The following is a 15,800-nucleotide window of genomic DNA, read 5'->3' on the forward strand; positions in this document are numbered from 1 at the left end:
CTGAGCACGCTTGCTGTCCTGATCGCCGCGGCCCTGGCGGTCTCGCCCAGCCACGCCGCTGAAGCCGATGCCGAGCCCGCCACCACCGCAGCGACCGCCAATGTGGCCGCGTCCACGCTGGATGCCGTGGTGGTGACCGGTTCGCGTACCAGCACGCGCACGGTGAAGAACAGTTCCACGCCGATCGATGTGATCTCCGCCGAAGACCTCACCGCCACCGGCCAGGGCAACCTGCTGGAAGCGTTGCAGCGTGCGCTGCCGTCGCTGAGCCAGATCGGTGGTTACCAGAGCGATCAGGAGAGCCTGATCCGCGGCTACCAGCTGCGCAACCTGTCGCCGGGCTACACGCTGGTGCTGGTGAATGGAAAACGCCGCAATGCCAGTGCCTATGTGAGCGGGGCCAACGGTGGTGGGTTTCCCGGGCATGCCTGGGCCGATCTGGCGTTGATTCCGGTATCGGCCATCGACCATGTGGAAGTGCTGCGTGATGGCGCCTCGGCAATCTACGGCTCGGACGCGATCACCGGTGTGGTCAACGTGATCCTGAAATCGCAGGCGCACGGTGGCGATCTGTCGGTGGAAAGCGGGCAGAGCATCGATGGCGATGGCTCGCGTACCAGCGTGCGTGCCAACGTGGGCCTGCCGTGGGGCGCCGATGGCTTCGTCAACCTGTCCGGCGAGAGCACGCGCCAGCATCATGCAATCCGTACCCGCCGCTACATTGATGGCTACCTGAGCTACCCGGCGGTAGACGCGAACGGCAACCTGGTGGCACTGCGCCCCAATAACCGGCTGCCGGCGGGAGCCTCGCCGAACCCGGCCGAGGCGGGCCGCAATGCCGAGGCCAACACCATCCTCAGTTCGCCGTCGTATGCGTTGAAGGCGTTCGCGGTGAATGTGGGCCATGGCCTGGGCGAGCATGCGCAGTTCTATGCCAACGCGACCGCCAGCGACCGCACCGCGCAGGCGATCCAGAATTTCCGCCTGCCCGCGACCATCTTCACCACCTACAAGGCGCCGGGCGTGCTGGGCGTGTTTCCGGACGGCTTCCTGCCGGTGCTGGAAACCAAGGAGAAGCAGTACACCGGTACGGCGGGCGTGAAAGGCCAGCTCGCAGGCTGGGACTACGACGCCAGCCTGACCAGCAACCGCAGCACCGTGCGCACCTACACGCGCAACTCGGTGAACTACTCACTGCCGTACCCGGGCTCGCCCACCGATTTCTATGACGGCAAGCTGGACTACCAGCAGGGCATCGCCAATCTCGATCTGCGCCGTGGCTTCGAGGTGGCGGCGTTCGCATCGCCGCTGGAAGTGAGTGCGGGCGCCGAGTACCAGCACGAGCAGTACGAGCGTGGGGCTGGGCAGTGGGAGTCGTATACCGGCTTCGGTGCCGCCGCGTTCGTCGGCTATTCCACGGCCGATGCGGTGAAGGCCACGCGCAACAGCAAGGCGGTGTATGTGGGCGCGGCGACCAACATCACTTCGCGCTGGTACCTGGATGCGGCCGCGCGCTGGGAAGACCATTCGGATTTCGGCAGTGTCTCGACCGGGCGCCTGACCACGCGCTTTGATTTCACCGATGCACTGGGCCTGCGCGCGACGGTCAGCAACGGCTTCCATGCCCCCAGCCTGGGCGCGCAGTTCTACCAGGCCACCGGCAGCTGCCCGTGCGGCACCACGCTGGTGGCGCAGGTGTCCTCGCCGGCAGCGATCGCGCTGGGCGCAACGCCGCTGAAGCCGGAGAAGGCCACCAACTACAGCCTGGGCGTGACCTGGGACCCGAGCCCGGCGTTCCATCTGGCAGTGGATGCGTACCAGATCGACATCCGCGGCCAGCTCGGCCAGTCCAGCCAGATCGGCTACAACGCGCAGGACCCGGCGCGGGTGACCGACAACAGCGGCACGGTGCTGAGCGCGGCGCAGAAGAACACCATCGATGCGCTGCTGGGCTCGGCCGGCATCAGCATCCTGCCCGGTGATGCGTTCTACGCCAGTTACTTCACCAACGTGGGCAACACCCGCACGCGCGGCGTCGAGCTGACCCTGGAAGCCAACCAGGAAACGGCGTGGGGCAAGCTGCGCTGGAGCTATGCGGCCAACGTCGGCCGCACCACCATCCAGAAGGTCAGCGACATTCCGGCGGCACTGCAGGGTCTGCCGAACATCAACCTGCTGACCAGGACCAGCGAGTACGCGCTGCGCTTCCGCACGCCCAGCTACACGCAGGTGGCAGGGCTGGGCTGGCAGAACGGGCGTTGGCGCTCGAACGTGGACTTCACCTACTACGGCCCGATCAAGCGGCTGAACAACGGCGTGGAATACAAGCAGCCGCCGGTGCTGGTGACCAACCTGTCCGGTGGCGTGGAGCTGGGGGCGGGCTGGAGCGCGGCGATGGGCATCAACAACGTGTTCGACAAGCGCACCCGCAAGGTGCCCGAGTACGCGCGCAGCGCCACCGATGTGGCCAGCATCGAGACCACGTGGGATAGCGGCGATGTGCTGGGCAATGTCGGCGCGTATTGGTACGGGCGGATCAATTACCGGTTCTGAGGTTCAGGCCAACGGCAGTCGAGCATGGCTCGACTCTACAACGGCGAAAGCAGCCGGGCAGGGCTCGGCTCTACATGGGAGCGTTTCATGTCTTCTGCATTGAAGGTGGTTGCCTTGGTCGGGTCGCCGACCAGTTCCGCGACGTCGCGTACGTTGCTGCTGGTGCGGCACCTGCTGGAATCGCTGCAGCAGCGGGTGCACGCCAACGTGGACCTGGTGGAGCTGGCGCCGATCGCGCGTTCGCTAGGCCAGGCGCTGTCGCGCGCCGAGGCGCAGCCGGAAGTGGAACAGGCACTGCAGGCGATCGAGGGCGCCGAACTGCTGGTGGTGGCCGCGCCGGTGTATCGCGGCTCGTATCCCGGCCTGTTCAAGCACCTGGTGGATTTCATCGAACTGGAGGCATTGGTGGATACGCCGGTACTACTGGCGGCAACCGGTGGCAGCGAGCGCCATGCACTGGTGATCGACCACCAGCTGCGGCCGTTGTTCAGCTTCCTGCAGGCGCACACGCTGCCGATCGGGGTGTATGCCACGCCGGCCGACTTCGACGCTGAGCGCATCCACAGCGCCGCCTTGCAGGCCCGCATTGCACTGGCGGCTGAGCGTGCGGTCGGGCATCTGGCCACGCAGGCTCGCGTGCTGCCGGTGCCGCTTCGGCGCATTGCCTGATGCCATAACCGCCGGCGCTTTGCTTATGGCCAAGGCGCATCTGCGTGGCCGGATCTGACCGCCGATTGTCGCCTGGCATCGCTGTTGCCGGCGCTGGCTTCTCTAGCATCGAAATCGAATCGGCATTGCATTGCCGGCCCTGATGAGGACGACTCCGTGAGTCTGCACGCAACCGACAAACCCATCCTGTTCCTGCTCGACCGTGAGTTCGAGGACGGCCAGATTCCCGGGCAGCGCTTCTTCTGCCGGCACAGCCTGTTGCTGGAAGGTGCGCTGTCGAGCATCGACGGCCTGGACGCGCAATTGGACGTGCGCCGCATCGGCTTCGCGCGGCCGCGCCGCGAGGTGATCGCCGAGATCGGTGAACAGGATCAGTCGTTGCCGAAGCTGGTATTGCCGCAGGGCGTGCGCAGTGAGCTTGCCAGCGGTGCGCACCAGGACCGCCAGTACATCTCCGGTGCCGAACCGATCCTGGCGGCGCTGAACGGGTTGCTTGGCATTCCCGTGGCCCACCCCTGAGCGAGGACGCGACGATGAGCTACCTGATCAGCGTGTTGGACAAGAGCCCGGTGGCCGAAGGTGCGTCGCCCGAGCAGGCGCTTCGCTACAGCCTGCAGCTGGCGCAGCGCGCCGAGCAGCTGGGTTACCACCGCTACTGGTTTGCCGAGCACCATGCCGCACCCACGCTGGCCAGCCCTGCTCCGGAAGTGCTGGCGGCGTGGGTACTGGCGCAGACCCGGCGCATCCGCATCGGCAGTGGTGGCGTGATGCTGCGCCATTACGCACCGTACAAGGTGGCCGAGAACTTCAACCTGCTGTCGGCGCTGGCGCCGGGGCGGGTGGATCTGGGCGTGGGCAAGGCGCCCGGTGGGTTGCCCGCGTCGACCGCCGCGCTGGCGGCAGGACGACCGGCCTTCGCCGATTTCGACCAGCAGCTGCGCGATCTGGAAGGCTATCTGTCCGGCGCCGAGGCTGATGCACTGGCCCGGCCGCTTCCGCAGCAGGCACCCGAACGCTTCCTGCTGGGGGCCAGCCCGCAGAGTGCGAAGCAGGCGGCCGAACTCGGGTGGCGTTTTGTCTACGCCGCGCACTTCGACGGTGATCCAAAGCATATCGAGGCGGCCTTTGAGGCTTACCGAAGTGCGTCGACGCAACCACCGCTGCTGGCCACGGTGGCTTTCGCTGCGCCGACCACCGAGGCTGCCACGCGCCATATCGGTGCGCTACGGGTCTACAAGCTGCACCTCGGTCCCGGGCAGACGGTGAATCTGCCCAGTCCGGAAGCCGCCGCTGAGTACGCGCGCCAGGTAGGCGTGGCCGACTTCCGCATCGAAGAAACCCGCCCGAGCGTGCTGTCCGGCGATGCGCAGCATGTGCGAGACGAACTGGACGCGCTGCACCGGCGTTTCGGCGTGGGCGAGTTCATCCTCGACGCGCCGGTGGCCGACCTCGACGCACGCCTGACTTCCCTTGAGCTGCTGTCGCCCGCGCCACGCGCGGCGGTAGCCTGACCTGCAGGAGCGATTCCCATGAGCACGACCCCGCGCCACATTCCGTTCGGCATCATGCTGCAGGGCCCCGGCAGCCACATGCATGCCTGGAAGCATCCGTCCAATCCGGCCGACGCCAGCGTCAACCTGCAGTTCTACATCGACATCGCGCGTACCGCCGAGGACAACGGCATCGCCTTCGGCTTCGTCGCCGACGGGCTGTACATCAACGAGAAGTCGATCCCGCACTTCCTCAACCGCTTCGAGCCGATCTCGCTGCTGTCGGCGCTGGCCACGGCAACGAAGAAGATCGGGCTTGCCGGCACACTGTCGACCTCCTACAGCGATCCGTTCACCGTGGCGCGCCAGTTTGCTTCGCTGGACCTGCTCAGCGGCGGTCGCGCCGGCTGGAATGTGGTGACCTCGCCGCTGGAAGGTTCGGGGCGCAACTACGGGCGGCCACACCCCGAACATGCGCTGCGCTACCAGATTGCCGACGAGTACCTGGAGGTGGTGCAGGGGCTGTGGGATTCGTGGGATGACGGTGCCTTCGTGCGCGAGCGCGACACTGGCACGTTCTTCGCGCCGGACACGTTCCGTCGGCTCGACCACAAGGGCCGCTTCTTCCAGGTGGAAGGGCCGCTCAACATCCAGCGTTCGCCGCAGGGCCAGCCGGTGATCTTCCAGGCTGGCTCGTCCGATGATGGCATCGCGCTGGCCGGCAAGTATGCCGATGCGGTGTTCACCCATTCGCCGTCGCTGGAAGAAACCCGGGCATTCACCCAGAAGGTGAAAAATTCGGCGATCGCCCACGGCCGCAGCGGCAATGACGTGAAGATCTTCCCGGGCATCGGCCCGATCGTCGGCCATACTGCCGAGGAGGCCGAAGCCAAGTACCAGGCGATTGCCGCGCTGGCCACGCTTGAGGACGCGCTGGCTTATCTCGGCCGCTTCTTCGACCACCATGATTTCAGCCAGTACGACCCGGATGCGCCGTTCCCGGAACTGGGCGGGATCGGCAGCAATTCGTTCCGTTCCACCACCGACCGCATCAAGCAGGACGCGCGCGAAAAGGGCCTGAGCCTGCGCCAGGTGGCATTGGAAGCCGTGAGCCCGCGGCCAAACTTCATCGGCACGCCGGAGCATGTGGCCGATGAACTGATCCGCTGGTTCGATGCCGGTGCCAGTGACGGCTTCATTCTCGGTTTCGCTGCACAGCGCGAAGGCCTGGACGATTTCGTGACCCAGGTGCTGCCGATCCTGCAGGCGCGCGGCTATCACCAGCGCGAGCTGGAGGGGCAGACCCTACGTGAACATCTGGGCCTGCCATACAAGGCCAGCCGCCATACAAGCGATACCGAACCGGCGCGGAAGGCAGGGTAGGGCGATGAGCGGAGAAAACGCGGTAGCGCCGGGGCATGCCCGGCGGAGTTCCCCAACGACTGGCGTACTGCCTGAAATCGCGGCACGCGCCGACGCGGCCATCGCGATCCGCCACGACCTGCACCGGCACCCGGAGCTGGCCTTCGAGGAACACCGCACCAGTGCCCGCGTAGCCGAGCTGCTGCAGCAGTGGGGCTATGAGGTCACCACCGGCCTGGGCGGCACCGGCGTGGTCGGCACGCTGCAGCGCGGGCAGGGCAGCCGTCGCCTCGGCCTGCGCGCCGACATCGATGCACTGCCGATCCACGAGGATTCCGGACTGGCCTATGCCAGCCAGACCGACGGCCTGATGCATGCCTGCGGCCACGATGGCCACACCGCCATCCTGCTGTCGGCCGCGCATTACCTGGCTCACCATGGCCGTATCGACGGCACCCTGCAGCTGGTATTCCAGCCGGCCGAGGAAACCGGCTCGGGCGCGTCGAAGATGATTGCCGACGGCCTGTTCGAGCGCTTCCCGGTGGATGCAATCTATGGGCTGCACAACTGGCCGGGCGTACCCGTGGGCCACTTCGGCTTCGTCGACGGTCCGGCGATGGCGTCGGTGGACTGGGCGCGGCTGAAGGTGATCGGCAAGGGCGGCCATGGTGCCGAGCCGCAGGGCAGTGTCGATCCGATCCTGGTGGCGGCGCACATCATCACCGCGCTGCAGAGCGTGGTATCGCGCAATGTCGATCCACGGCAGATGGGCGTGGTCACGGTCGGCTCGATCCATGGCGGGCAGGCCGCCAATGTGATTCCGGACGTGGTCGAACTGACGTTGACCGTACGCGCCTATCTGCCCGAGGTGCGCGACACCCTGCGCCGCCGGACCATCGAGATTGCCGAGCAGACCGCCGCCGCCTTCGGTGCGCGGGCCGAGATTGCGTTCCCGCGTGGCTTCCCCAGCGTGATCAACCATCCGCAGCAGACCGCCTATATCCGTGGCGTGGCGGAAGCGGGCTTCGGCGCCGAACAGGTGGTGCCCGGCTTCGCGCCGCGCACGGCCAGCGAGGACTTCGCCTTCCTGCTGCAGGCGCGCCCCGGAAGTTTCGTGTTCGTCGGCAACGGCGACAGCGCACCGCTGCACAGCCCGCGCTATGTGTTCAACGACGCCGCCATCGCGCCGGCCGCCAGCCTGTGGGCGCGGTTGGCCGAAGACTACCTGGTGAAGGACGTGGCATGAGCAGCAACGAACGCTTCTTCTATACCTCGGTGGATGATCCGCTGGCGCGGCCCCTGTTCGATGGCCTGGAACAGGAGTACGACAGCCGCTATGCGGATGTTCGCCGACGCATCGGCGGCAGTGCCCGCGAGGAGCTGCAGCGCTACCCCGCGCAGGCATTCGCCGCACCGATAGGCGCGTTCGTACTGTTGCTGCGCGACGGCGTTGCGATCTCCGGGGGGGCCTTCATGCCGCACCGCGATCCAGACACCGCCGAATTCAAGCGGATCTGGACGCTGCCGGGATTACGCCGCCAGGGCATCGCGCGGCGCGTGCTGCAGGAACTGGAAGAGCAGGCCGCGCGCCAGGGTTATCGGCGGGTGTTCCTGACCACCGGCTTCCGCCAGCCCGAAGCGGTCGGGCTGTACCTCAGCCACGGCTACACCGCGCTGTTCGACCTGCAGGCGGATCCGGAAACCATCGCGCATCTGCCGTTCGAGAAATATCTGCAGGCGCCTGCGTCGCGGGTCGCGCAGACGCAGGCTGTGCTGCATGGAGCCCACGCATGAGCACGCCGTCGACTGCACTGGATGGAATCGCCGCACGCCCCGCACAGGCACCGGCACCCGCGCTGAAGATCGTGCCGGCCCGGCATCCACTGCAGGTGTTCGGAACGGTGCTGGCGCTGGCGTTGATCCTGATTGCCCTGCAATCGGTGCTGGGCAATCCGCGCTGGGGCTGGGGCACTTTCGCTGAGTGGTTCTTCGCGCGCCCGGTGCTGGAAGGCCTGGGCCGTACGCTGCTGCTGACCGCACTGGGTACCGGCCTTGGCTTCGCGCTGGGCACCCTGCTTGCGCTGGCGCGCGTCTCCGGCTCGCCACTGCTGTCGGCGGTGTCGTGGGGCTACGTCTGGCTGTTCCGCTCGATCCCGCTGCTGGTGCTGTTGTTGCTGCTGAACAACCTGGGCTACCTGTACAGCACCATCGAACTGGGTGTGCCGTTCACCGGCATCAGCCTGTTCTCGTACCCGACCACCCAGCTGATCGGTGTGTTCACGGCGGCGGTGCTGGGCCTTACGTTGAACCAGGCCGCATTCTCGGCCGAAGTGATCCGCGGTGGCATCCTGTCGGTGGACCATGGCCAGTACGAGGCGGCAGCCGCACTTGGCCTGCCGCGTGGCCGCCAAGTGCGCCGCATCATCCTGCCGCAGGCGATGCGCTCGATCCTGCCGGCGGCGTTCAACGATGTGATCGGCCTGGCCAAGAGCACCTCGGTGGTCTACGTGCTGGCGCTGCCGGAGCTGTTCTACACCGTGCAGGTGATCTACCGGCGCAACCTGGAAGTGGTGCCGTTGCTGATGGTGGCCACGGTCTGGTACCTGGTGATCCTGACAGTGCTGTCGCTGCTGCAGCGACGGGTGGAGCAGCGCTTTGCGCGCGGCCAACTGCAGCGCGAGCGCTCGGTATCACGTGTCTCGTCGCCGACGCGTGCACAGCACGATGGCACGCCGCGTGCCATCAACCGCCCGCGCATCGCAGCACAGGTCGAGGCGGGCGAGGGCGCGGCGGTGTCGCTGCATGGCGTCGGCAAGGTATTCGGCGGCCAGCCGGTGCTGGATGACGTGAACCTGGACCTGCGCGCGGGCAGCGTGACCGTGCTGATCGGCCCGTCCGGCGCTGGCAAGTCCACGCTGCTGCGGCTGATCAACCACCTGGAACGCGCCGACAGTGGTTACGTGACTGTCGGCGGCCAGCTGATCGGCTACCGCCGTGACGGTGACACCCTGTACGAGCTGCCGGAGCGCGAGATCCGCCGCCGCCGCGCCGAGGTGGGCATGGTGTTCCAGGGCTTCAACCTGTTCCCGCACCTGACCGCGCTGGAGAACATCATCGAGGCGCCCATCGCCGTGCGCGGCGTGTCGCGTGCCGAGGCCGAACAGCAGGCACGCACGCTGCTGGAGCGGGTGGGCCTGGCCGACAAGGCCGATGCCTTCCCGCGCCAACTGTCGGGCGGCCAGCAGCAGCGCGTGGCGATTGCCCGCGCGCTGGCCCTGCAACCGAAAGTGCTGCTGTTCGACGAGCCGACCTCGGCGCTGGACCCGGAACTGGTGGCCGAGGTGCTCAGCGTGATCGAGGAACTGGCCCGCTCCGGCACCACGCTGGTGATCGTCACCCATGAGTTGAGCTTCGCCCGTCGCGTGGCCGACCACGTGGTGATGATGGACCAGGGGCGGGTGATCGAGCAGGGCACGCCCGACGCCCTGCTCCAGCGCCCGCGCCAGCAACGCACCGCCGATTTCCTGGCCAAGACTCCGTAACCCTGAAAGGAACGCCATGAGCCCTGCAGCACCGCGTCGGCCTTCGCGCAGCACCCTGTTGATCGTGGGCGTGCTGGTCATCGGCATCGCTGGCATCGTCTATTCGCGCGTGCGCCAGGCACCAGATGCTGGCAATGTGGCCGCGGCCAGCCTGGCCGGCGCGAACACCGCCGTGCTGAAAGGCACGCTCGATCCGAAGGCGCAGGCGTTGATTCCCGCTGGCTACCGCTTCGTCACGCCCGGCACGTTCACCGTGGCCACCCACCCGGGGCAGCTGCCACTGGCCGACTATGGTGCCGACAGCAAGGAGGTGGTCGGCATCGAGCCGGACATCGCGCGGCTGATTGCCGATGCATTGGGCCTGAAGCTGGTGATCGTGCCGGTGGCCTGGGCTGACTGGCCGCTGGGGCTGGAATCGGGCAAGTACGATGCGGTGCTGTCGAACGTGACGGTCACCGAGGAGCGCAAGAAGAAGTTCGATTTCTCCAGTTACCGCTACGACCTGCTGGGCATCTATACGCGCAGCGATGGGCCGATCCGGAAGATCGAAAAGCCTGCCGATGTGGCCGGGTTGAAGGTGGTGGTCGGTGCTGCCACCAACCAGGACCAGATCCTGCGGCAGTGGGACCAGCAGAACATCGCCGCCGGGCTGAAGCCGGTGGAATACCAGTACTTCGATGATGCGGTGGTGGGGCGGCTTGCGGTGATCACCGGCCGTGCCGACGTCTCGTTCGAACCCAATGCCACCGGCGCCTATTCGGCGCGCGACGGCAAGGTGCGGCGCGTGGGCCTGTTCCCCGGTGGCTGGCCAAATGCTGCGGCGATCTCGGTGACCACGCGCAAGGGCAGCGGCCTTGCCGACGCAGTGACGCAGGCGCTGAACACCCAGATCGGCAGCGGCACGTATGCGCAGGCGCTGGCGCGCTGGAACGTGGCCGAGGAAGCGGTGCCGCAGTCGCAGACGAACCCGCCGGGGTTGCCTGCACTCTGACGCCGGGCGTGGCCCGGCGCGGCCCTGTAGCGTCGAGCCTGCTCTACTGGGGTAGGGGGCGGCGAAGTGCAGTCGAGCAAGCTCGACTCTACCAACGCGCTTCCAGCGTCCGGAACGGCTTCGCCAGGCGCACGCCCTCGGCATCGAAGTCGGCAACTGGCCGCCCATCCACACGCACCAATTTCGGTATCGTGCGCTCCGGCCACCAGACCTTCACCGCCGTGCCGTTGCGCAGTCCGTCGCCCAGCGTGACCACCAGCGCGCCGTCGCGCTGCCGCGCCTGCATCTGCAAAGTGCCATACGCAGTGGGCAGCCGTTCCACCGCCAACCCATCGCCGGCCACCCATGACGGCGGAGTGCCAGGCAGCAATGACAGCGCGTCATCGTCTTCGCGCATCAGCATGCCGAACAGCGTGCGGCCGTACTCGGCGCCAATCCAGGTGTGTGGCATGTCACCCAGATAGCGCGGGAAACGCAGCCGCGAATGCACGACCTCGGCCAGCACCTGCCATTCCAGCGGGCGCCGGTCATGCAGCAGTCCCTGCAGCAGTTCGTCGGCGGCCTCGGGCTGGCCCAGGTGCACGTAGCTCAGTACATTGCGGATCTCATAGGGCGTGTAGGCATACAGCGCACCGGGCTGGTTGCGCTTGCGCACGTCCTCCAGATAGCGGGCGAAGGTGGTCCGCAATGCATCGGCAGGCAACACGCTCTGCGCGCCGGTCGGGTCCAGGGCGATCGATACGCCCGTGGGATCGCCATCGCCCAGATCCGCCGAGGACGGGATGAAGTCGATGCCCTTCCACGCCATCGTCGCCCGGATCGAGGCGTGCAGCGCGTCGTACAGGGCCTTGTACTGCTGGCGCGCCCACATCGCGGTTTCGTGATCGCCCAGTGCGTCGGCCAGCCACGCGCCATCGTGCCAGCCCTTCAGGCCCCAGTAGTCATCCCAGTAGCTGTGGGTGGGCGAGGGGTAGCCCTCATGACTGATCGATGGCGCAAGGATGCCCGCGAAGCGTTCCGGCGCCGGCTGGCCGGCCATGTAACCCGCTACCAGCGTGCGCTCGCGTAGTTCCTGCAGGAAGCGCAGCGCCGCTTTCACTTTCGGCAGGTACGCACGCACCGACTCTGGCCCGCCATCGAGCCGGGCGACATCGGCAACCAGCGCCACGTATTGACCCTGGCTGTCGTACTCGATGTCCGAACCAAAACCGGTGTTGACGCTGCCATCGTCGTTGAGGATCGGCGAAACCAGCCCGTTGGCGTGCACGCCGTGCTCGCTGTACCACGCCAGGTAGTCGCGCGCGACCTTGGCTTCGCCCATGCGCAGCAGCACCGCCGACGTGGCCATGCCGTCGCGGATGAAGGAACGGTTGTAGTTGCGTGGCCCCGGTTGCATGGCCGGCCCGGTCTGGTTGATCAGCATGTAGGCGGCCTGCGCGCGCAGCATGTCGACCAGCGAGGGATCGGGCAGGCGCAGCCCCACCTGGCCCAGCCGTGCCTGCCAATCCGCCGAGGCCTGCGCGGCCAGCGCATCGAACGCAGGATCGGCCCCGTGTGGTAGCGAGGACAGATCGAGCGGCGGAGCGTCCGGCAGCGCGCCGTTGGCATCGGCGGCGGCGGTCCCCAACGGGAAGGCGACCACAACGGCATCGCTGGCCCCGGGCGGCAGCGAAACACGATAGCTGAGGGCCGCGGCGGCAAGCCCCTGGTCATCCCGTGCCTGTTGCGTACTGGGCAGCGTGCCGGCGGCGATGGCGGCAGTGATTTCCGTTGCACCTTCCGCACCGAAGGGCGCGGCGCCCGACGCCGTCACCGGGGTGAGTGAATGCAGCAGGGTGCGGCCATTGACGCGCACCGCCTGACGTTCGACGGACACATCGCGGATGGGCGACAGGCCACCGTTCTGCCACGGCGGGTTCATCTGCATCGGGCGTACAACCAGGGTCAGCGTGCCGTTGATCGTGGTCGTGCCGCTGTTGTGCAGCCGGTGGCGAAGCAGGGTGACCGGCTGCCCGTCGCGCTCGATGGCGAAGGCCTCGCTGCGCAGCTCCAGTCCGGGCTGCGGCGCCCAGGTGGCCGACGGCATCGGCTTCCAGCCATCGCGCAGGGCATGCTGCACCGTCTGCCCCGCCGCACCTGCAGCGTTCCCGTCGGCATTGCGCCAGATCGGCTGCACCAGCGGTGCACCCTTGAAGGCTTCGAGGTTGCCGTACTCGTCGAAGATGGATTTCTGCCGGCCCGCGTGCACGCCCACAGCGGTCCAGTAGGTCTGCTGCATCTGCAGCGAGGCGGGGAACAAGGCACGTTGCGCACCGCTGGCGGCAATCTGGTAACGCTTCATCGGCGTCATCACCGCCTTCGGGCCCAGCAGGCGGATGCGGGCGATCTTCGGAGCGTCGCCGTGCACCGTCAACCGTAGTGCGTGGATGTCGAGCGGCGCGCTGGCGGCGAGCCAGCTCTGCTGCCGGGTCGCGGCCTGCGCATCCTTTGCCAGCTCGTGCCAGCGCCCTTTGCCATCCTGGGCCTGCAAGACTGCGGCACCGTGCGCGCTGGCCCAGTCCACCGCCAGCCCGGTGCTCGGCTGCGGGCGTGGCAAGGTGATGTCGAGCGTATGGACACCGCCCTTGCCAGCGGGAATGGCTACCGCACTGCCGCCTTGCCACAGCACTGCGGACTGCGTGGCATCGAGTCCCACCACACGCGCGCTGAGCGACGTGTCGAGCGGTTCCATTTCGAAGATCGACACGCCCCAGTCGGAGGTGCGCTGCGGACTGGCCAGGCGCAGGTAGCGGGCCTGGCGTGGCGCGAAGTACAGCGTTTCGACGCCGCCGAGTGAATCGCCCATGGTGTAGGCGGTCTGCCACTGCGCCCCGTCCAGCGAGGTCTGCAACGTGTAGCCCTCGGGATTGGAGACATCCCAGGTCAGGCGCACGCCAGCGAGCGTGGCCGGCGCGCCGAGGTCGATCTGGAACCAGTGGCCGGGACTGAACGCGCCGCCGGTCACCGTGCTCGGATCGTTGTCGATCAGGTGGCTGATGGCCATGGCCGGGACCTGCTGCGATGAAGCACTTGCCCGCCACTGGTCGCGGGCCGGCAGGTTCTGGGCCTGCGCGGAAAATGCCAGCCCGACAAACAGCAGGGCTGCGGTGGGACGGAAAGAGGAGGGCAGCTTCAGGACCGTGGAGCGTTCAACGCGAAATGCCATTACAGACAACCTCGCAGGTTCGGCCGGGATCGGGCGAGCGCTACGCTAGCAAGGGTTGTAATCGTTTACATGACGCGCTGCGGTAGGCGATGCAGCGAGCGCTGACGGATGTGGCTCTGGACGCGTGGCCAGGATCGCCTAGGGTCATTGCTCAAGGTTGAGTGTCCGGGTTGTCATTTGACAACCCGGGCCTGTCATGTGCAGACTGGGGAGAACAAGGAATGTCTCGTGCTCGTCATCCCGACAAGGACATCGAATCGGTGCTGCGGTTCGCGGAAGCTCGAGGCTGGAGTCTCCGTGTAGGTGGGAGCCACGCGTGGGGCCGGATGTATTGCCCTTACAACGACACCGACTGCCGATGCGGAGAATTCTGTGTCGTGAGCATCTGGAGCACGCCGCGCAGTCCTGGCAACCATGCGCGCGCCTTGCGCCGCGTGGTCGAGAACTGCAGTCGTGAGCAATGAAATCAGGCTTCGATGGAAGCGAGGTGGCAGATGATGGAATTCAATTTCACCCTGAAGTACCGCTTGCCCGAACGTTGCGATGACGTCGGAGAGCTTGAGCGGCGGCTGGTAGAGGCGGGGTGTGACGACGCGCTTCTGGGCAGTGGCTTGCCGGGAAGGATGGCGCTGGCCTTCTGCCGTGACGCCGACAGCGCGGTGGTCGCGCTGTGCTCGGCCGTGGATGACGTGCAGCGGGCCGTGCCGGGTGCCGAACTGGTGGAGGTGAGCCCGGATCTGGTGGGGCTTACGGATGTGGCAGATCTGCTCGGGATGTCGCGACAGAACATGCGGAAGCTGATGCTGGCCAACCCGCAGTCGTTTCCGTCCCCGGTGCATGACGGCTCAACCTCCATCTGGCACCTGGCCGACATTCTGGGTTGGTTGCGCGCGCGTGGCAGCGAGAAGGTCACCACGGAAATGGCCGAACTGGCCGCGGCCGCATTGCAGTTGAATCTGGCCCGGGAAAGGCGCAGGTTGCAGCCGAAGGCTTAGTGCCAGGCTGCCGGATCAGCGCTGTCACCCGCGCGCTGGGGTCCTGCAGAAAGGGCGCCCGAAGGCGCCCCGCAGGTGCATTGATTTTCCCGGCTCAGCCTCGTGGCGAGAGCAGGTCTGCAAGACCGATGGAGGCGTACATTTCGCGTCGCATGCGATCGGCAACGGCATTGACCACTTCGGCGCCGTCCTGTGAGGGGTCTACATGTACCCGGAACGGCCGATGTCCGTGTGGCAGGCCCACCACCCGCACGATCTGCCGCGCGACCTCCTCGGGATCGGCATCTGCAGGCTCCAACCCTGCCAGGCCCTTCAGTGCCTGGTCGGCGACACCGGCGTAGGGACCGTTCTCATAGTCGGCCGCGATGGCGGTATCGGCGGGTGTGCCCGAATGCAGGAAATGGTTGGTGCCCTTGGTGAATGCACCCGGCACCATGATGGTGGTCTCGATGCCCCACCGCGACAGTTCGGTTGAATAGGACACGGCCAGTGCATCCATTGCGGCCTTGGCGGCGAAGTAGGGCGCAAGGAACGGAGGAGTGCCACCGCGTGTGGAGGACGAGCCGATCCAGACGAGCAGGCCGTTGCCACGGCGGCGCAGGTGCGGAAGCGCGGCGCGGTTCACCCGCTGTGTGCCCAGCACATTGACGTCGTACTGCTGCATCAGCTGTTCCGGGGTGAATGCTTCAGCCGGTCCGAACACCATGTGCCCGGCGTTATGCACGATGACGTCGAGCGCGCCTGCGTCGGCCAGCACCTGTTCGACCGCCGCCTGGCTGGACGCGTCCGACTGTACGTCCAGTTCGACGCTACGAAGGTCGGCGTGATGCGCGTCTGCCCACTGTGCGATGTCGGCCACGCGGGTTGCATTGCGCCCGCGTGTTTCGCGCATCGAGGCGTAGACGACGTGGCCGGCAAGGGCCAGTGCCTTGGCGGTCATCAGGCCGAAGCCGGAGGATGCGCCGGTGATGAGGATAGTGTGTGACATGGGAG

13 protein-coding genes are annotated in these 15,800 nt (G+C 67.0%); 11 read left to right on the forward strand and 2 right to left on the reverse strand.

Features of this window, described 5'->3' with window-relative positions; genetic code table 11:
• The 9 genes from QRO93_RS05425 to QRO93_RS05465 form a co-directional block, all read left to right on the forward strand.
• A partial coding sequence (locus QRO93_RS05425) for a TonB-dependent receptor (RefSeq protein ID WP_285303990.1) occupies positions 1-2,553 on the forward strand: 2,553 nt, incomplete at its 5' end.
• An 87-nt stretch (positions 2,554-2,640) separates the two neighbouring features.
• On the forward strand, positions 2,641-3,222 hold the full coding sequence (msuE, locus tag QRO93_RS05430) for an FMN reductase (protein WP_180878179.1): 582 nt from the start codon (positions 2,641-2,643) through the stop codon (positions 3,220-3,222).
• A 156-nt stretch (positions 3,223-3,378) separates the two neighbouring features.
• Positions 3,379-3,741 carry a DUF3088 family protein gene (locus tag QRO93_RS05435; RefSeq protein WP_049457245.1) on the forward strand — a complete coding sequence of 121 codons (363 nt, stop codon included), beginning with the start codon at positions 3,379-3,381 and terminating at the stop codon, positions 3,739-3,741.
• A gap of 14 nt (positions 3,742-3,755) precedes the next feature.
• A complete protein-coding gene (locus tag QRO93_RS05440; protein WP_180878178.1) occupies positions 3,756-4,733 on the forward strand; it encodes an LLM class flavin-dependent oxidoreductase in 978 nt (325 codons plus the stop codon).
• A gap of 18 nt (positions 4,734-4,751) precedes the next feature.
• A complete protein-coding gene (locus tag QRO93_RS05445; protein ID WP_180878177.1) occupies positions 4,752-6,095 on the forward strand; it encodes an LLM class flavin-dependent oxidoreductase in 1,344 nt (447 codons plus the stop codon).
• Positions 6,096-6,099: 4 nt separating this feature from the next.
• A complete protein-coding gene (locus tag QRO93_RS05450) occupies positions 6,100-7,320 on the forward strand; it encodes a M20 aminoacylase family protein (protein WP_180878176.1) in 1,221 nt (406 codons plus the stop codon).
• Positions 7,317-7,868 (forward strand): GNAT family N-acetyltransferase, encoded by a 552-nt coding sequence (locus QRO93_RS05455; protein WP_180878175.1) that lies wholly within the window; start codon positions 7,317-7,319, stop codon positions 7,866-7,868. The genes QRO93_RS05450 and QRO93_RS05455 overlap by 4 nt, the downstream gene beginning before the upstream one ends.
• On the forward strand, positions 7,865-9,616 hold the full coding sequence (locus tag QRO93_RS05460; protein WP_180878174.1) for an amino acid ABC transporter permease/ATP-binding protein: 1,752 nt from the start codon (positions 7,865-7,867) through the stop codon (positions 9,614-9,616). The genes QRO93_RS05455 and QRO93_RS05460 overlap by 4 nt, the downstream gene beginning before the upstream one ends.
• A 16-nt stretch (positions 9,617-9,632) precedes the next feature.
• Positions 9,633-10,607, forward strand: a complete 975-nt coding sequence (locus tag QRO93_RS05465) for an ABC transporter substrate-binding protein (protein WP_180878173.1) — start codon at positions 9,633-9,635, stop codon at positions 10,605-10,607.
• 88 nt (positions 10,608-10,695) lie between these two features.
• Here QRO93_RS05465 and QRO93_RS05470 read toward each other — a convergent pair whose 3' ends face one another.
• Positions 10,696-13,812, reverse strand: coding sequence for a discoidin domain-containing protein (locus tag QRO93_RS05470; protein ID WP_180878172.1), 3,117 nt, complete (start codon positions 13,810-13,812; stop codon positions 10,696-10,698).
• 221 nt (positions 13,813-14,033) lie between these two features.
• Between QRO93_RS05470 and QRO93_RS05475 the strand changes: the two genes are divergently transcribed.
• Together QRO93_RS05475 and QRO93_RS05480 are read left to right on the forward strand one after the other, a co-directional pair.
• Positions 14,034-14,276, forward strand: coding sequence for a hypothetical protein (locus QRO93_RS05475; protein ID WP_006435629.1), 243 nt, complete (start codon positions 14,034-14,036; stop codon positions 14,274-14,276).
• 33 nt (positions 14,277-14,309) lie between these two features.
• Positions 14,310-14,807, forward strand: coding sequence for an AlpA family transcriptional regulator (locus QRO93_RS05480; RefSeq protein ID WP_180878171.1), 498 nt, complete (start codon positions 14,310-14,312; stop codon positions 14,805-14,807).
• Positions 14,808-14,901: 94 nt separating this feature from the next.
• Here QRO93_RS05480 and QRO93_RS05485 read toward each other — a convergent pair whose 3' ends face one another.
• Positions 14,902-15,795, reverse strand: coding sequence for an SDR family oxidoreductase (locus QRO93_RS05485; protein WP_180878170.1), 894 nt, complete (start codon positions 15,793-15,795; stop codon positions 14,902-14,904).
• Positions 15,796-15,800: the final 5 nt, after the last annotated feature.

It is taken from the genome of Stenotrophomonas maltophilia group sp. Smal17 (genome assembly GCF_030237045.1).
GTDB classification, from domain to species: domain Bacteria; phylum Pseudomonadota; class Gammaproteobacteria; order Xanthomonadales; family Xanthomonadaceae; genus Stenotrophomonas; species Stenotrophomonas forensis.

Bases quoted from the DNA above. Each gene is read 5' to 3' on its own strand.
- msuE (WP_180878179.1), top strand. From the start codon at position 2,641: ATGTCTTCTGCATTGAAGGTGGTTGCCTTGGTCGGGTCGCCGACCAGT.
- QRO93_RS05440 (WP_180878178.1), top strand. From the start codon at position 3,756: ATGAGCTACCTGATCAGCGTGTTGGACAAGAGCCCGGTGGCCGAAGGT.
- QRO93_RS05445 (WP_180878177.1), top strand. From the start codon at position 4,752: ATGAGCACGACCCCGCGCCACATTCCGTTCGGCATCATGCTGCAGGGC.
- QRO93_RS05450 (WP_180878176.1), top strand. From the start codon at position 6,100: ATGAGCGGAGAAAACGCGGTAGCGCCGGGGCATGCCCGGCGGAGTTCC.
- QRO93_RS05455 (WP_180878175.1), top strand. From the start codon at position 7,317: ATGAGCAGCAACGAACGCTTCTTCTATACCTCGGTGGATGATCCGCTG.
- QRO93_RS05460 (WP_180878174.1), top strand. From the start codon at position 7,865: ATGAGCACGCCGTCGACTGCACTGGATGGAATCGCCGCACGCCCCGCA.
- QRO93_RS05465 (WP_180878173.1), top strand. From the start codon at position 9,633: ATGAGCCCTGCAGCACCGCGTCGGCCTTCGCGCAGCACCCTGTTGATC.
- QRO93_RS05470 (WP_180878172.1), bottom strand. From the start codon at position 13,812: ATGGCATTTCGCGTTGAACGCTCCACGGTCCTGAAGCTGCCCTCCTCT.
- QRO93_RS05475 (WP_006435629.1), top strand. From the start codon at position 14,034: ATGTCTCGTGCTCGTCATCCCGACAAGGACATCGAATCGGTGCTGCGG.
- QRO93_RS05480 (WP_180878171.1), top strand. From the start codon at position 14,310: ATGGAATTCAATTTCACCCTGAAGTACCGCTTGCCCGAACGTTGCGAT.
- QRO93_RS05485 (WP_180878170.1), bottom strand. From the start codon at position 15,795: ATGTCACACACTATCCTCATCACCGGCGCATCCTCCGGCTTCGGCCTG.